This window comes from Novosphingobium sp. BL-S-34 (genome assembly GCF_056857015.1).
This window is the reverse complement of record NZ_CM166472.1, coordinates 2897487-2913938: the sequence shown is the minus strand read 5'-3', so window position 1 is coordinate 2913938 and position 16452 is coordinate 2897487. Positions and strand designations below refer to the sequence as shown.

Annotated in this window: 11 protein-coding genes; 5 read left to right on the top strand and 6 right to left on the bottom strand. The window is 65.7% G+C overall.

Annotation, left to right across the window (positions count from 1 at the left end; all coding sequences use genetic code 11):
- The first annotated feature begins 129 nt into the window (after nt 1–129).
- Entirely contained in the window at nt 130–1452 is a 1323-nt protein-coding gene (gene rlmN / locus AC1VV3_RS13915; protein WP_314463686.1) for a 23S rRNA (adenine(2503)-C(2))-methyltransferase RlmN, read from the top strand.
- A gap of 200 nt (nt 1453–1652) precedes the next feature.
- On the top strand, nt 1653–2579 hold the full coding sequence (locus AC1VV3_RS13910) for a formylglycine-generating enzyme family protein (protein ID WP_431568801.1): 927 nt from the start codon (nt 1653–1655) through the stop codon (nt 2577–2579).
- 123 nt (nt 2580–2702) lie between these two features.
- On the opposite strand, the gene AC1VV3_RS13905 is transcribed toward AC1VV3_RS13910, so the two are convergent.
- From AC1VV3_RS13905 to AC1VV3_RS13890, 4 genes are all read right to left on the bottom strand, one after another.
- Nucleotides 2703–3443 carry a LuxR C-terminal-related transcriptional regulator gene (locus tag AC1VV3_RS13905; RefSeq protein WP_132261827.1) on the bottom strand — a complete coding sequence of 247 codons (741 nt, stop codon included), beginning with the start codon at nt 3441–3443 and terminating at the stop codon, nt 2703–2705.
- A 1135-nt stretch (nt 3444–4578) separates the two neighbouring features.
- A complete protein-coding gene (locus AC1VV3_RS13900; RefSeq protein WP_132261826.1) occupies nt 4579–5262 on the bottom strand; it encodes a PIG-L deacetylase family protein in 684 nt (227 codons plus the stop codon).
- Between the two features lie 3 nt (nt 5263–5265).
- Nucleotides 5266–6171 (bottom strand): methionyl-tRNA formyltransferase, encoded by a 906-nt coding sequence (locus AC1VV3_RS13895; protein WP_431568704.1) that lies wholly within the window; start codon nt 6169–6171, stop codon nt 5266–5268.
- Nucleotides 6172–6268: 97 nt separating this feature from the next.
- Complete coding sequence (locus AC1VV3_RS13890; protein ID WP_132261823.1) at nt 6269–7510, bottom strand: glycosyltransferase family 4 protein; 1242 nt, start codon at nt 7508–7510, stop codon at nt 6269–6271.
- Nucleotides 7511–7995: 485 nt separating this feature from the next.
- Between AC1VV3_RS13890 and AC1VV3_RS13885 the strand changes: the two genes are divergently transcribed.
- Genes AC1VV3_RS13885 through AC1VV3_RS13875 form a run of 3 tightly spaced genes read left to right on the top strand, consistent with a single transcriptional unit; the run spans nt 7996 to nt 12255 of the window.
- Nucleotides 7996–10095 carry a nucleoside-diphosphate sugar epimerase/dehydratase gene (locus AC1VV3_RS13885; protein WP_165921304.1) on the top strand — a complete coding sequence of 700 codons (2100 nt, stop codon included), beginning with the start codon at nt 7996–7998 and terminating at the stop codon, nt 10093–10095.
- Between the two features lie 13 nt (nt 10096–10108).
- Nucleotides 10109–11410 (top strand): DegT/DnrJ/EryC1/StrS family aminotransferase, encoded by a 1302-nt coding sequence (locus AC1VV3_RS13880; RefSeq protein WP_482961920.1) that lies wholly within the window; start codon nt 10109–10111, stop codon nt 11408–11410.
- Nucleotides 11407–12255, top strand: coding sequence for a sulfotransferase family protein (locus AC1VV3_RS13875; RefSeq protein ID WP_243654011.1), 849 nt, complete (start codon nt 11407–11409; stop codon nt 12253–12255). The genes AC1VV3_RS13880 and AC1VV3_RS13875 overlap by 4 nt, the downstream gene beginning before the upstream one ends.
- Nucleotides 12256–12304: 49 nt before the next feature.
- On the opposite strand, the gene AC1VV3_RS13870 is transcribed toward AC1VV3_RS13875, so the two are convergent.
- Nucleotides 12305–13675: an aromatic ring-hydroxylating oxygenase subunit alpha gene (locus AC1VV3_RS13870; protein ID WP_431568800.1), complete on the bottom strand. Its 1371-nt coding sequence runs from the start codon at nt 13673–13675 to the stop codon at nt 12305–12307.
- Between the two features lie 272 nt (nt 13676–13947).
- Nucleotides 13948–16416 (bottom strand): PhoX family protein, encoded by a 2469-nt coding sequence (locus AC1VV3_RS13865; RefSeq protein ID WP_482961919.1) that lies wholly within the window; start codon nt 16414–16416, stop codon nt 13948–13950.
- Between the last annotated feature and the right edge of the window lie 36 nt (nt 16417–16452).

Sequence of the window (16452 nt, the reverse complement as noted above, 5' to 3'; positions counted from 1 at the left end):
TGATCGACGGAGCGAGGGCATCGAGCGCCAGGCGGCGGGAACCCGCGAAGCATTGCAGCGGTTCGCGCAGGCCTGCGCGAGCGCGCATCTTCCGTTTTGAGCGCGGATGCACTATATGCCCCCCCGATCATGACAGACGCGAACCAGACTCCTTCCGGCCCCTCCGGCGCCGGGCCGATGCCGATCCCGGGCCATATCGATCCCGTGCCGGTGCCCCGTCCCAACCTCGTGGAGGGGGTGACCCCGCGCGAGGACGGCCGCCTGGACCTGATCGGCCTGCCCAAGAAGCGCATCGCCGAAATGTTCGAAACGGCCGGGCTCGACGCCAAGGCCGCCAAGCTGCGCGCCAAGCAGGTCTACCACTGGCTCTACCACCGCGGCGTCACCGAGTTCGAGGCGATGACCGATATCGCCAAGACCATGCGCCCCTGGCTGGCCGAACGCTTCGTGATCGGCCGCCCCGAGATCGTCGAGGCCCAGCACTCCAGCGACGGCACCCGCAAATGGCTGCTGCGCACGGCCGACGCGCACGATTTCGAGATGGTGTTCATTCCCGACGCCGATCGCGGCACGCTCTGCGTCTCCTCGCAAGTCGGCTGCACGCTCAACTGCCGCTTCTGCCACACCGGCACCATGCGCCTGGTGCGCAACCTGACGGTGGGCGAGATCGTCGGCCAGGTCATGCTGGCGCGCGATGCGCTGGGCGAATGGCCCAAGGGCCGCATGGACTTCAGCTTCGGCGACGGCATCGACGGCGCGGATGTGGCCGACGACGAGGAGGAAGGCAGCTACACCTCGGACGGGCGCCTGCTCACCAACATCGTGATGATGGGCATGGGCGAGCCGCTCTATAATTTCGACAATGTGCGCGACGCGCTGAAGCTGGTCATGGACGGTGACGGCCTGGCGCTTTCCAAGCGCCGCATCACGCTCTCCACGTCGGGCGTGATCCCGCAGATGGCCCGCTGCGGCGAGGAAATCGGCGTGAACCTGGCGGTCTCGCTCCATGCCGTGACCAAGGATGTCCGTGACGAGATCGTGCCGGTCAACAAGAAGTACGGCATCGAGGATCTGCTCCAGGCCTGCGCCGACTATCCGGGCGCCTCGAACGCGCGCCGCATTACGTTCGAATACGTGATGCTCAAGGACAAGAACGACAGCGACGACGACGCGCGCGAACTGGTTCGCCTGCTCAAGAAGTACGACCTGCCCGCCAAGGTCAACCTGATCCCGTTCAACCCCTGGCCGGGCGCGCAATACGAATGCTCGACGCCGGAGCGGATCAAGTCGTTCTCGGAAATCGTGTTCAGGGGCGGCATCTCGGCCCCGGTGCGCACCCCGCGCGGGCGCGACATCGATGCCGCCTGCGGCCAGCTCAAGACCGCTGCCGAGAAGAAGAGCCGCGCCGAACTGGAGCGCCTCTATGCCGAGAAGGAAAAGGAACTCGGCTGAGCCTTTCGCGCGATCCACGTCCCCTCCCGAAACTTTCGGCCGGATGCTTTCGGCCGGACAGTTTCGGCATGACGCCGTGAACTCGGCATTTGGCGCGGGGCAAATCCGCCCCTAGACAGGGACGAGATCGACCGAGAGGACTTTGGATGACCGAAACCCTGCCCCCGACTTCGGCTGAAGGCGAAGAGCGCCTGCGCGGCATGGTCCGCCTGCCGGGCGGCACTTTCACGATGGGTTCGGAAAGCTTCTACCCCGAGGAAGCCCCGCTGCGGCGGGTGGCCGTCGATGCCTTCTGGATCGACGAGACGCCCGTCACCAATCGCGACTTCTCCCGCTTCGTGGAGGCCACCGGCCATACGACCGGGGCCGAGATCGCACCCGATCCGAAGGACTATCCGGGAATGCCGCCCGAGATGGCGCATGCCGGCTCGCTGGTCTTCCGCAAGAGCGCGACCCCGGTGGACACGTCCAACCCGGCCAACTGGTGGAATTTCGAATTCGGCGCATCGTGGCGCCATCCGCTCGGGCCGGGCAGCGACATCGATGCGCTGGACCTCTGGGATCATCCGGTGATCCACGTCGCTTATGCCGATGCCGAAGCCTACGCGACGTGGGCAGGCAAGGATCTTCCGACCGAGGCCGAGTTCGAATTCGCCGCCAAGGGCGGTCTCGATGATGCGGCCTATGCCTGGGGCGACGAACTCGCGCCCGAAGGCCGGATGATGGCCAATTACTGGCAGGGGCTGTTCCCTTTCGCGAACCAGTGCCTGGACGGCTGGGAACGCACTTCGCCGGTGCGCAGCTTCCCGGCCAACGGCTACGGGCTTTACGACATGATCGGCAATACCTGGGAATGGACGCGCGACTGGTGGTCGGAGCGGCCGGACGCCGGCAAGAAGCAGGGCGGCTCCTGCTGCGCGATCAGCAACCCCAAGGGCGCGAAGCTGAAGGACAGCTTCGATCCCGCGCAGCCGCAGATCCGTATCGGCCGCAAGGTCATCAAGGGCGGCTCGCATCTTTGCGCTGCGAATTACTGCCAGCGCTATCGCCCCGCCGCACGCCATCCCGAAATGATCGACACGGCGACGACGCACATCGGCTTTCGCTGCGTGGTCCGGGAAAAATAGAAATCCGATCAAGGCGCAGCGTGTAGGAAGCGGCGCTTTGGGAAGCAGCGGCCGGCCGATGGGATCGGCCGGCCAGCACTGTCATTCAGGTCCGTTGCGGCAAAATCGCGCTCGGGACGTTTCCTAGCGGGCGATGGCCAGGGCCACCGGCGCGCGGACCGTTTCCTCGACCGGCACGAAGTCCGGCGTTTCGCGGAAGTCGCCGCCGTGCGTGATGAGCCCCTGGTTCACGGCCCAGATCGCGGCCTGGGTACGGTTCTGGACCATGAGCTTGCGCAGAATGGCCTTGACGTGAACCTTGACCGTGGCCTCGCTGATGTCGAGACGATAGGCGATCACCTTGTTGGGATAGCCCATGACCAGGCAGCGCAGCGTATCGATTTCGCGATCGGAAAGCAGCTCGCTGAGCTGGACCTGCACTTCGGCCTTGCCCTCGGCAATGACCTGCTTCTGCGGCAGATGCTGCAGCAGCGCGCTGGGCAATACCTTTTCACCCTGATTAACCAATCGCAGGGATTCGATCAGGGGTTCGGAGCCGATTTCCTTCAACAGGAAGGCATGGGCGCCAAGCTGGAAGGCTTCCACCATCTGCCCGAACTCGAATTCGTCCGCCAGCAGGACCGCCCGCATGTGCGGATGGCGCTCCTTCATGGCCGGAAGGCATTCGAGCAGGTCTCCACACGTTCCCATGTCGAAAACGGTAAGACCAACGGTTGGTGAATCGCTGTCGCTGAGCACCGCGTCACAGTCCTTGAAGAACCGGGTGCACTTGAACTCGCACTTGTCGAGAATCTTGCAGATCCCTTCCCTCACGAGGGAGTTGAAACCGACAATGCTCACGCACACTTCATCAAAAGTCGACATCGTCTTTCTCTCCTGAATAACGGAAATACGGACGACCCAAGCGTATTATGATATTATTTTGGGACTGATCCTGACTCACCCAAGCGCAGGACGGAACAGTCAAAGAACTTCCCTTTCGGAAAATCCCAAATCAGAAAATCAACGACAATCGCTGGATGACCTTGCCAGAATGGCGAGCCCCCCCTTTGCATGCCCCCTATTTCCACCCACACCTTAGGTAGATCACCTTAGAACATATTGTCGTCTTCAAGTCGAGGGGGTGGTTAGGTTCTATTCGAGCCGTGAATGAGCATTCTAGGTGCCTTCGAATTCCCCCTATGATCAGTGGGATACCCCCCCTTTCCAAAAGTTCATTCTGGAGGGCAGGGAGTCAAACGTATAATTCTGGTACACTGTACCTCCAAAGAGGTAGTCTTTCGATAACTTACACCTTTTCAAGACGTTAACTTACAAAAGTTAACATACCTTCCCCTGCCAGGCACGGCTGGAGGGGATCCGCGCCAGCCTGCGGAACGGGTGCGAGCGAGGCGTCTTTTTCCGGAAGTCGAGGATTTCCGCCATGCGACTCGCGCTGCGACTGCCCAGTCGCTGCAATCCTCTGCAACCTCCTGGGATCAGGAGGTAGGGCCGGCGAATCGGTTGAGGCCCAGGGCGATTCTCTTCGCGGCTGCAGCACGAGTCTCGCGGCACTGCGGTGAGAAGCTACCGGCAACTACCTCCCCGGTTGTACAGTAAACTAACCGGGCGAATCGATTCGGAGATTTTTCGGGCTCGTTCGAGCCTTTTTACGATGCTCGATCGGGTCGGGGTGAAAGACCGCCCCAAACCGGCGTCACGACGCCGCGGCAAAGTATTCACCATCTATACATATTCGGATCGCGTCAGAAAAACCGAAGTATTCCCGCTTCAATAGCTGACGCGCAGGCCGCTTCTTGGCAAAGACCGGCCGCCCAACTGTAAAGAGCAGCTCCGCGGCGGCGGCTGGCGGCCGGCGATCCCGCCCTTGCCGGGACGGTGCGACGAGCCGCCCGCGTCTTGCGCCGGGCGGGACCCGAAGCGCGGTCACGGCTTTCAGCGTCAGGCGCGATCGAAAGATGACCTTTCGCGCGTGCCGGGAGTCGCGCCGGCCGTGGCCTCAGCGCTCTATGGCGCGAACCAGGACGAAGCCTTCGGCAGCCTCGGAAAACACGGTGGAACCCCGCAGCCGGGCCAGGGCCTCGATGGTGATGAGCGAGCGCTCGTCGGGAAAGTCGCGAACCTGGCTCTCGAACAGCGCGAAGGCATCGAGCTTGCGCTGCAGGGTGGCCGAGATGTCGATATGGACGTTGGGCACGAAAGGCGGCGTCATCGGCGCTGCGTACCAGTTGGTCTCGGACAGGGTCTCATAGGCCAGCACCCGCGTCGGCACGGTGCGGTCGCGCGGGCGAGCGGCGACCATCGCGGCCAGGAAGCTCAACTGGTGGTCCTGGTGAATGTCCCCCAGGAACGGCACGAAGAGCGTGTCCGGCGCGACTTCGCGCACCACGCGCCCGAGCGCCGCATTGAGTTCCGCAGCAGGCACCACGTCCAGCGAGGCGGCCGGAAAATCCAGCATGTGCACTTGGCTCACGCCGATATGATCGTGCGCGCGGCGCATCTCGGCCTGGACCCGCGCGACGCCGTCTTCCGAGAAGGCGGGAGGCCGCCCGCTGGTGACGACCACGACCTGCACGTCCATGCCCGCCGCCGCCATGCGCGCCATCGTGCCGCCGCAGCCGAGGATCTCGTCGTCGGGATGGGGCGCGACGACGAGGACCTTTCCATAGTGATCGAGAGCCAAGCGCTATCCTTTCAGCACGGCATGCAGGGCCGGTGGCTTGCCCTCGGCAAGCTCCCAGTCGGTCAGTTCGAGCAACCCGTCTCCGGTCTGCACGGTCAATATCCCGTCGCGGCTGGCCATGACCTGCCCCGCGATGGCGTGATGCCGGTCCGCGCCGCCCACGGGCCGCGTGGCCCAGACGGTCATCCTGCGTCCGGAAACATGCGTGAAAGCCCCCGGATAGGGCCGCCCCACGGCGCGGACGAGCCGGTCGATCCCGGCCGCGGAATCGCGCCAGTCGATCAGGCCGTCGGCCGGAGTGCGCTTGGTCGCCCAGGTCGCATAGCGCTCGTCCTGCACCTGCCTTGGCTGCTCGCCTTGCGCCAGGCGGGGCAGGAGCGCGCGCAACATCGTGCGCAGGGCATCCATGTGCTTGTCGTAGAGGCCCTGCGCCGTTTCATCGCGCGCAAGGTGGAAATAGTGCTGCCCCAGGATGTCGCCATCGTCGGTGCCCTCGGCGATCCAGAACAGGCTGGACGCGGAGATCGGCTCGTCCAGCAGGATCGTCCAGGGAATGGCGGCGCGCCCGCGCAGGCGCGGCAGCGGTGCGGGATGATAGCCGATCGCGCCTTTCGCGGCGATCGACAGGAATTCCGGACCGACGATCTGCGACCAGCCGACCACGAAGACGTAGTCGGGCCGCTCGGCGCGAACCATGTCCAGCACCTCGGCATCGTTGGTGCGCGCGATATGGGCGAGCCGCGCCCCTGCCCTTTCGGCGAATGGCGCCATGTCGACCAGGTCCGAGTGCCGCCCGTGCAGTTCGGGCGGCAAGGTGCCGACCAACGTGAGGTCCCAGCCCGGCGCCTCGGCCAGTTCTTCGACGAGCACCTGCGTGCTCCCCACGGCGCCGATCACGACAGCCCGCATTGCCTTGCCCCCGATCCTGACTTCAGAGCACTTTCGCATCGGTTAGGACACCGGATGACTCGGAAAATGCGAAAAACGAAAAACTGGAGTGACCGCTCTAACCCGCGATCGCCCGCGAAGGCCCTGCACTCTGGAGGCGCGGCCCGGCGGATTCGGGCGGCCGGTCGTCCGACGGCGCCGGTTCCGAGCGGATCGTCGCCGGCTCGTTCCAGGGTTCGCGCAGGAGATCCATCTCGTCGAGCAGCTGGTGGTTCACCTTGCGCACGTCGTAGATCTTCTCGGCCAGATCCCGTGAGCGCGCGGCCATGCTCGTCACCAGCGAGGGCGCCTCGATGAAGCGCTGCATCGCCGCCTTGAGCGCGCCCGCGTCGCGCGGTGCCACCAGGAAGCCGTTCTCGCCCTCGATGATCGGCTCGCGGCAGCCGGGCATGTCGGTGGTGATGATCGGACGGCCGGTGGCCATGGCTTCGAGGATCGTGCGCGGCAGGCCCTCGCGGTAGTAGGACGGCAGCACGAAGACCGAGCAGCTCGCGAGATAGGGCCGCACGTCGCTGGTGCCGGGGATGAACTGAACGGGGAACTGCCGCGCCAGCCGGGCGCATTCGACTTCGTCGATCCCGGTCGGATTGTCGCGCTCGTAATGGCCGAGCACGCAGAATTCGACTTCGGGATTGTCCAGCTTGAGCTGCCGGGCCGCCTCGACGAATTCGTAGATGCCCTTATCGCGCATCAGCCGGCCGACCAGCAGGAAGCGCAGGCGGTTGCGCGGCAGCGGCTCCAGCCGAAAGCGTTCGAGATCGATGCCCGAGCCTGGCACTTGCACCACGTTCTGGCGCGACGTGACGATACCGAGGTCGATCATGTCCTGCCGGTCGTCGGCATTGAACACGAAGACGCCCCGGGCGCGGCGAACCGCCTCGCGGTAAAGCCGGGTCACGGCCCAGCGCAGGCCCTTGCGGGCGCTGGAATCCTCGCTGAAGACGTAGCCCAGCCCCGACATCAGCGCGAAGAAGCGCGGCACGCAGAGCATGCGTGCGGCGATCCCGCCGTAGATGATCGGCTTCTGGGTATAGGCCAGGACCAGGTCCGGCTTTTCGGCCATCATCAACTTGACGTAAGCGGACAGCAGGGCCGCATCCTTGACCGGATTGGTGCCGGTGCGCGCCATCGGCACGATCCTGAAGCCTATGCCCCAGGCCGCGAGATCGCGTTCCACGGCGGCGTTCTGGTCAGGCGCCACGGCGACGACTTCATGCCCGTTCGCCTTCAATTCCCGCAGCAAGGCGCCCCGGAAATTGGTGAGCGAATAGGCAAGACTGGACAGGACGAGTATCTTCATTGCGTAATCGAGCCCCAGGCTGACGGATGGTGCCGCAAGGCAGCCCCCACGCCCCCGCGTGTGTGCCCCATCCCGATGTCGCCCTGAATGATGACCCTCGGACCGCCGATCGCAAGCGACTAATCGGCTGATAGCCCTTCGAGATGGCCCGCGGCGATTAAGGGATGGTTTCCGGCAAGGGCGCCCGCTCCCTTTGGATCACCCCCATGTCCGACAGTCGAAGGCGCGACCTATTCGCAAGAGAATCGGCAATTACGGCTGATGGCTTCATGCACAAGTGCGCGCCCTGAAATTGGTCAATAGATCATGAATCGATGAGGCCGGGTGCGGCCCCCCGAGCATTTTTCCGGTCCTGAAAAACGGCGCCGGAAAGAAGGAGCCGGAAAAGCCGGACCCTCGGAAACTGCCACGGGCACTGCTCCGGAACGCCGGGAGGCAGGATGCACCGGGGAAATTGGGCCCGAAAAGCTGAAAAGGTCGACGCGATGAGTCATACCGCCACGGGAAGCAGTGCCTCGACGATGAGCGTCGGCTCCGCAAACAGGTTCCTGCGCGTACGCAAGTTCGGATCGACGGGCGGGCGTTCGCGCTCTCCGTCCACGCAGTTCAGCCTGCGGCGGACTTTCCGCAATACCGTGCTGATGACGATCGACTTCATCGTGCTGTCGATCACGCTGGCGCTGGCCTTCACGCTGATCGGCAAGACCGGCTTCCCCAAGTCCGACGGCCACATGGGCGCCATCCTGGGCTTTGCCCTGGTGGTGATCGGCGTGTTCTACACCGCCGGGATCTATCGCCGCAGCTGGCGCTACTTCAGCTTCGCCCATGCCATCCAGCTGGCGATGCTGACGGTGCCGGCCTTCGCGCTGGCCTGGGTGGCGATCATGATCGTGCCCGGTGTGCGCGCCGAACGCGCGCAGCTGCTGGAGATCGCGCTGGCCCAGTGGCTCTTCGCGATGACCGCGCTGTTCTTCGTGCGCGGCGCCCGCCGTGCCCTGCGCGAGAAGATGACGCACACGGCCAAGATCCTGCCGGCGCATGTCGACAACAAGAACCTGCGCGGCGCGCTGCTGGTGGGATCGCCCGACTGGGCGCTCTCGATCATCGAGATGCTGCGCCGCGAGGCCACGCCCAGCTTCTTCGTCACCGGCGTCCTGCTTCCGGCCGACAACGATACCCTGCAGCAGATCGCCAGCGTACCGGTGCTCGGCAGCCACGACGATCTGGCCCATGCGGTGGAAACGCTGGAACTCCAGGGCCGCCGCCCTTCGCTGGTGATCGCCTGCGACGACGGCACCGACCTTTCCAACCGCGAGATGGCGCGGCTGACGTCGCGCGCGCGCAACCTCGGCCTCGAACTCTCGCGCATCCGCGACGGCTGGAGCCATATCCTCCAGCGCAACCACGGTGCCGCGCCCGACGAGCTTTCGGTGAAGGACCTGCTGGGCCGCAGCGAATTCACGCTGGAGGGCGAGCAGATCACCAGCCAGATCACCGGCAAGTGCGTGCTGGTGACCGGCGCGGGCGGCACGATCGGCGGCGAACTGTGCTGGCAGCTCGCCAGCTTCCGCCCCTCGCGCATCGTGCTGGTGGAGCATAGCGAATACCATCTCTATGCCATCGAGATGAAGCTGCGCGAGCAGTATCCCGATCTCGACGTCCAGCCCGAGCTTTGCAACATCCGCGAACGCGACGAAGTGCGCCGCGTGTTCGAGCGCCACCGGCCGGTCATCGTCTACCATGCCGCCGCGCTCAAGCATGTGCCCATCGTCGAGGCCAGCCCTTGCGCCGGGGTCCACACCAATATCCTGGGCACGCGCATCGTCGCTGACGCGGTCTGCGAATATTCCGCCAAGGCCATGGTCCAGGTCTCCACCGACAAGGCGGTGAACCCGGTGGGCATGATGGGCGCCACCAAGCGCGTGGGCGAGCTTTACAGCCAGGCGCTGGACATGTGCGGCGTGGACGATCCGGAAGCCCCGCGCTTCATGACCGTGCGCTTCGGCAACGTGCTGGGATCGAGCGGCTCCATCGTCCCGCTGTTCCACCGCCAGCTTCGCGAAGGCCGCGCGCTCACCGTCACCCATCCCGACATCGAGCGCTTCTTCATGACCGTGCGCGAAGCGGTGCAGCTGATCCTCCAGAGCAGCTCGGCCGCGCTCAGCCAGAACTCCCAGCGCGGCACGATCTTCGTGCTCGACATGGGCAAGGCGGTGCGCATCGTCGACCTCGCCTATCGCATGATCCGGCTCTACGGACTTCAGCCGGAGATCGACGTGCCGGTGGAATTCGTGGGCCTGCGCCCCGGCGAGAAGCTCTACGAGGAGCTGTTCGACATCTGCGAGGAACAGCTTCCCTCGGGCATCAAGGGCATCTTCGAGGCGCAGTCCAAGCCGATCCCCCTGCCCTTCATCTCGCGCAGCATCGACCGGCTCGCCCGCGCGGTGGAACTGGGCGACCACACCGAAGCGCGGCGGATCACGCACACCCTCGTCAAGGTGCCGAGCGGCAGTGCCGGGTTCGAAGTGGTCGAGAACCAGAGCATGATCCACCCGCACGGCACCGGCGAACCGGTCAAGGCTTGAGGAGAGCATTGTCGTGAACCTGGCTTCCCCGCCCGCCGTCGAGGATGCGTCCTCGCCGGCGGCAGACACCACCCGTCCTTTGCACGCCTCCGCGGTATCGGCCGCGACGACGACCGCGACCGAGCCGGTGCCGCCCCGGCCCGTGCGCAGCCTCTGGCCCCGCCACGAGGCCGACGAGATCGAGGCGGTCGCCCATGTCCTGCGCTCGGGCAAGGTCAATGCGCTCGTGCACGGCGGGGAGAACCGCGCCTTTGCCGCCGAGTTCGCCCGCTTCGTCGGCATGCCGGAAGGGATGTGCCTGGCCAATGGCACGCTGACGCTGGAAGTGGCGCTGCGCGCGCTTGGCGTCGGGCCGGGCCATGAAGTGATCGTCCCCGCCCGCAGCTTCTTCGCCACGGCCAGCTGCGTGCTGGCGGTGGGCGCACTGCCGGTCTTCGCGGATGTCGACCCGGTCAGCCAGAACATCGATCCGGCCTCGGTCGAGCGGCTGGTGACGCCGGCGACGCGCGCCGTGCTCTGCGTCCATCTGGCCGGCTGGCCCTGCGACATGGATGCGCTCGGCCGGATCTGCGAGGATCACCGCCTCCACCTCATCGAGGACTGCGCCCAGGCCCACGGCGCCACCTGGCGCGGCCGCCAGGTCGGCTCCTTCGGCGCGGCATCGTCCTTCTCGTTCTGCACCGACAAGATCATGTCCACCGGGGGCGAAGGCGGCCTGCTGCTGCTGCGCGACCATCAGGTCTGGCTGCGCGGCTGGGCCTTCAAGGACCACGGCAAGAGCTACCTCAAGGTCACTGACGGCGGCGGCACGCCCGGCGCCTTCCGCTATATCCACGACACGCCCGGCTCCAACTATCGCATGACCGAGATGCAGGCCGCGCTCGGCCGCTGCCAGCTCGGCAAGCTGCCGCGCTGGCTGGCCGCCCGCCGCCGCAATGCCGAGGCGCTGCTGGAAATGCTGGCCGATGTGCCCGGGCTGATCCTGCCCGAAGCGCCGGCGGAAGTGGGCCATGCCTGGTACAAGTTCTATGTCCGCCTGGAAGGCAGCGCCGACCGGGTGGAAGAGCGCCGCCGCGCGGTGCTGGCCGGTCTGCTGGCGCGCGGCATTCCCGCCGGAAGCGGATCGTGCCCCGACATGAGCCGCGAACATGCGCTCTCCGGACTGCCCGTCCGGCGCGACGGCGCGCTGGCGAATGCCGTGGACCTCGGCCGGCGAACCTTGATGTTCCCGGTCGATCACACGCTGGAACCGCAGGACATGGCAAGCATGGCCGAAGCCCTGCGCGAGGCGATGATGGAGACGACGGCACGATGATGACCCCCGAATGGCATCCCGGTTTCATCGTCATCGGCGCGGTCAAGGCAGCCACCACCTGGATCCAGGCGCGCCTTCAGGACAATCCGGCGATCTTCATGCCCGATGCCGAGCCGCACTACTTCAGTTCCGAATTCGATCGCGGCGAGGACTGGTATCGCGGCTTCTTCGCGAACCGCCCTGCGCAGGCCCAGGTGATCGGCGAGAAATCCGCCGACTATCTTGCCCATCCGCTGGCCGCGCATCGGATCGCCCGCGCGCTGCCGCAGGCGCGGCTGGTGCTGCAGCTGCGCAACCCGGTGGAGCGCGCTTATTCCGACTACAAGATGTTCTACCGCCGCGGCACCTTGAAAGGGCCCCCGGAAGAATACCTGCGCTCGATGGACAATCCCTACCCCCGCTTTCTGGAGGACGGGCTCTATGCACGCCATCTGGCGCGCTGGTACGACCTGTTTCCGCGCGAGCAGATCCTGATCTACCTCTATGACGACGTGACCGTGCAGCCCGAGCGAATCGTCGAGGCCGTGTCCGAACATATCGGCGTCTCGCCGGTCTATCGGCCGGAAGCCGCGCGGGAGCGCGCCAACAACAGCCGCGCCGCGATCCTGCCGCTGCCGCTGCGCAAGGCGCTGGCCCCGCTGAAAGACACGGTGCGCCCGCTACGCGGCACCCCGGTGTTCGAGAACGTCCGCTCGCTGCTGGCGCGGGAAATGACCTATCCCCCGCTCGCGCCGGGCCTGCGCGAACAGCTGCGCGATTTCTATGCGCGCGACGTGGAGACGCTGGAAGCGATCTGCGGGCTGGACCTTTCGCGCTGGAAAGTGACGGCGCGAACCGCCGCCTGAACGCGCAAAAAGCCCGTCGTCACCGTTCCGGCACGACGGGCTTTTTGGCTTACTCCAGTTCCAGCCGCGTCGGCGCGCCCATGCCGTCCATGAAATTGGCCAGGTTGCGGTGGAGGTTGATGACCTTCTGCTCCTGGTGCGGGTTGGGCAGCGGGCCGCGGAAGCCGCTGGACTTCATGCCCTTCTGCACGAACTGCATGTTCGAGAAGTCCTGCGCCAGCACCGAACCCCAGTTCTCGCCGATCGGGTCGGCATAAGTCCATTCGGTTTCCGGCGCCTCGCCATTAGGGAAGCGTTCGAGCGCGTAGCTTTCGAACACGCACTTGTCCGGGTCGTCGCCGTAAGGACGCACGCGGTAGCAGAGCGCGAACGTCTCGCCGTGCAGGATGTTCTGGTTGGGGAACAGGCCCCAGGCGAGACCGCCCTCCTTCTTGATCTCCGGCGGGACGTCCGGCCAGACCACCCCGCGCGCGGCATCGTCGGCACGGGCGGATTTCAGCCAGTGAGCGATGATCTCACCCGGCGTGGCGGTGTCGGGCAATTCGTCCACCAGGCGGCTGGCGGCATTCACCAGCGTTTCGGTGGAGGCGGAGTAGTTCACCGTCTCGTAGTTTTCGCGGATGAGTTCGTAGGTGGAGACGCGCGCGTCGTCGCCCTTGCCGGCGCGGGTGGTGCCGGCGCTTTCGCTCATCTGGAACTTGCTGTCGCGGGTGTCGTAGCTGGAGACCGAGTGCAGCCCGTACTGCTTCGACAGCGCGTAGTAGTCGCCATAAGCGAGCAGCTGCGTGTGGGTGCCGGCGACGTGGTAGGGTTCCAGGAACGCCTCGATTGCGGTCTTCCAGTTGCAGTCGTAGATCGCCCACTGGCGCCACTTGTAGTGCATGCCGGCCAGGTCGAAGTGATCCAGGATCTCGCCCGCGCGGCCCATCCATTCCTTCAGCGGCACCGCATCGGGGTCCATGCTGATGTAGATGTAGCCGCCCCAGGTATCGACCTGCACGTCCGACAGGCAGGTCATCTCCGGCGTCAGCTTGTTCTGCCAGTCCTGCGGGTCGAGGATGTAGGTGTTCTTGCCGTCCAGGTCGAACGTCCAGCCGTGGAAGCCGCAGACGAAGCTCTTGCGGTTGTTGCCGCGCACGTCGTGCACTTTGCCGGGCAGCATCGACGGCACCGAGACGAGCTGGCGGCCGCGGTGCGGGCAGACATTGTGGAAGGCGCGCAGGCTGCCGTCGTCCCCCCGCAGGACGATGATCGATTCGTCCGCGACGTCGTACGTCATCCAGTCGCCGGGATTCGGCAGGTCGCTCTCGCGCTCCACCATCTGCCAGACCTTCGGCCAGAGCAGTGTCTTTTCGGCTGCCAGGTAGTCCTTCGAAAGGAAGGCGGTGGTGGGGTAGGTGGCGAGACGTTCCTCGTCCATGTCCTGCGCGGTCAGCGTGGTCCTGGTGCTTGTTTGCCCGTTGCCATATTGCGGCTTGCCCGTCTCTTTCACGCGGCCTCTCCTGTTATCAACAGGACTGTTCATTAAGCCATCGCGGGCACCAGTTCCAGCGGCAGTATCCCCTCGGCGCAACGCCGGGGCGATACGACCGACGCGCCCCTGAACGAAAAGAGGAGGAGACGCGCTGCGTCCCCTCCTCCTTCGATCGCTAAAGGATTTCCGTCAGAGCGCGATAACGCCCCCATCATCGCTCACAGAGCGATAACGCCTCCGTCATCCTTGGTGATCGCAACGATCGCCGAGCGCGGACGCACGGTGGCAGCCGCCGCGCCCGTCTGGCTGTCGGGCCAGTGGCTCGACGGTGCGGCCGGGGTGCCGTCCTCGCCCGGGTGCTGGATGCCGACGAAGAGCGTGCGGCCGTCCGGCGTCATGTCGATGCCGGTGATCTCGCACTGGACCGGTCCGACGAGGAAGCGGCGCAGGTTCGCTGCGGTCGCTGCCGCGCCAACGATGGTCGCCTGGGTGGCGGTGGCGCCGGTGGAGCCGGTGTTGGTGATCGTCCTGGCGCCGCCGTCTCCGACATGGCCGGGAATGGCCGCCAGCAGCATGCAGTTGGTGCGATCGGTCATCGCGCCGTCGTCCGTTTCGATCCAGAGCACCGGATTGAACTGGCCTGCCGCATTGGTTGCGCGCGAGAAGTAGCAACCGTCCGGGCTGGAGAAGTCGTTGTCGGCAGTCAGGCCCGAGATGTTGACGTTGGCCCCAGCATCGGCGGCATCCGCGCCGAACAGGTAGATATCCCACTTGAAGGTGAGCGCGGCCGTGGTGTCGCCGTCTTCGCGCAGGCGGACGATGTGGCCGTTGGGGTTGCCGTACTGCGCGGTGTTCGACGAACCCTTGGGGTCGTTGTAGTGGCGCGGGTTGGCAGCGTCGGTGCCGGTGAGCGGACGGCCGGCGGCATTGTTGTTGGTGAGGGTGAGGTAGATCTCACCGGTCACCGGGTTGCCGGCCGTCCATTCCGGACGGTCCATCGGCGTGGCGCCGAGCGCGTCGGCGGCCAGGCGGGTGTTGACGAGAATGTCGGCCTGGTCGGCGAAGACATATTCCGGGGTCGTGCCCACGGCCGCACGGTTCGGCACCGAACCGAAGACCATGGGCAGCCACTGGCCGGAACCGTCGGCATTGAACTTGGCGACGTAGAGCGTGCCGGCGTCAAGGTACTTGTCGCCCATGGCCAGGCGGCTGGTCGTGGCGGCATCGGCTGCGGCGTAAGTGGCCGAGGACACGAACTTGTAGAGGTATTCGCGGCGCGAGTCGTCGCCCATGTAGACGCCCAGCTTCTGGCCATCGACGGCGCGAACGAAGGCGCCTTCATGGCCGCAGCGGCCCAGTGCCGTGCGCTTGCGCGGGGTCGATTTGGGATCGTAGGGATCGATCTCGACCACCCAGCCGTACTGGTTGGGCTCGTTGCGATAATCTTCGGCCGCACTGGCGCCGATGATGGTCGCATTCCACTTGGTGTAGATCGAGTCGGCCGAATCGGCGAACGACCAGGCATAGCTGCCGGTGCGGCTGGTGACGCCGAAACGGGCAAGCGCGGTCATTTCGCGAACGCTGCGCTTGGCGTCGTCCGCTGCGTCGCGGCGGAAGTAGCCGGCCCAGTTTTCCTCGCACGTGAGGTTGGTGGCCCAGGGCGTGATGCCGTTGGCGCAGTTGTTGATGGTGCCGCGGCCGATCGACCCATTGGTCGAGTAAGCCGTGACCAGCATCGCCGAACCGGCTGCCGGACCGTGGAAGCTCATCGGCGTGTTCGGGGTGATGCGGCGATTGAAGCTGCCGGTGGGCACGTAGGACCACTTGCGGCTTCCGGCATCGACATATTCCGACACCGAGACGCCGTGGGCCTCGATTTCCTTGAGCGCTTCGGCAGCCGGGCGCGGGCCGGTGGAAACGTTCGTGGGGCCGTTCGGGTGGAGGTACTGGACGTTCAGGTTCTCGTGGTTCTGCACCATGAGGCCGCGGGTCGAGCTGGCATCGTCGCGTCCGCCGGCGGCCGAGAGGCCGAAGAAGTGCAGCGCGTCGCCGTGATCGCCGATGCGCTGGGCGAAGTTGCTGTCCGAACCGTCGTTGGCATAAGCCGAAATACCGGTGGCGACCGGGTCGCCAAGGCGGGTCATCACGGTGACCGAATAGCCCGAGGGCACCTTGACGCTGTCTTCCAGGCTATGAGCGACGGCGGCAAAGCCGAGCACCGCCGGCGAGACGCGCACGGTGGTGGTGGCGGTGCGCACTTCGCCGGTCACGCTGGTGGCCGAGAACGTGAAGACCAGATCGCTGGCGGCGCTCACGGCCGGGGCGAGGAAGCTGACGGTGGAGCCGGTGCCGGTGAGGGTCGCGGCGGTGCCGGACGTCTGGGCCCAGCCGGTGGCATAGCCGCCGAAGCCGTTCTCGGGCGTGCCGGTCAGCGTGACGACGCGGCCGGCGCTGGTCGCGGCATTGGCGCCGGCGCTGACCGAAACGGTGTTTTCGTTGTCGTCATCGCCGCAGGCGGCCAGCAGGGCCGTGCCCATGAAGGCCATGGTCGTGGCGCCGGCGCCGCGGAACAGGGCCTGGCGGCGCGAGTAACGCTCCGCGGCCATGCTCTCCAGCGAGCGCTCGGTAGTTGGATTCGTATCGACATCGCCATCGGTATAGCCGTTGGCGGGAAGCCCTTCAGTCATGGTGTGCCCCTGTTCTTGTGACATTCGCACAGGGGT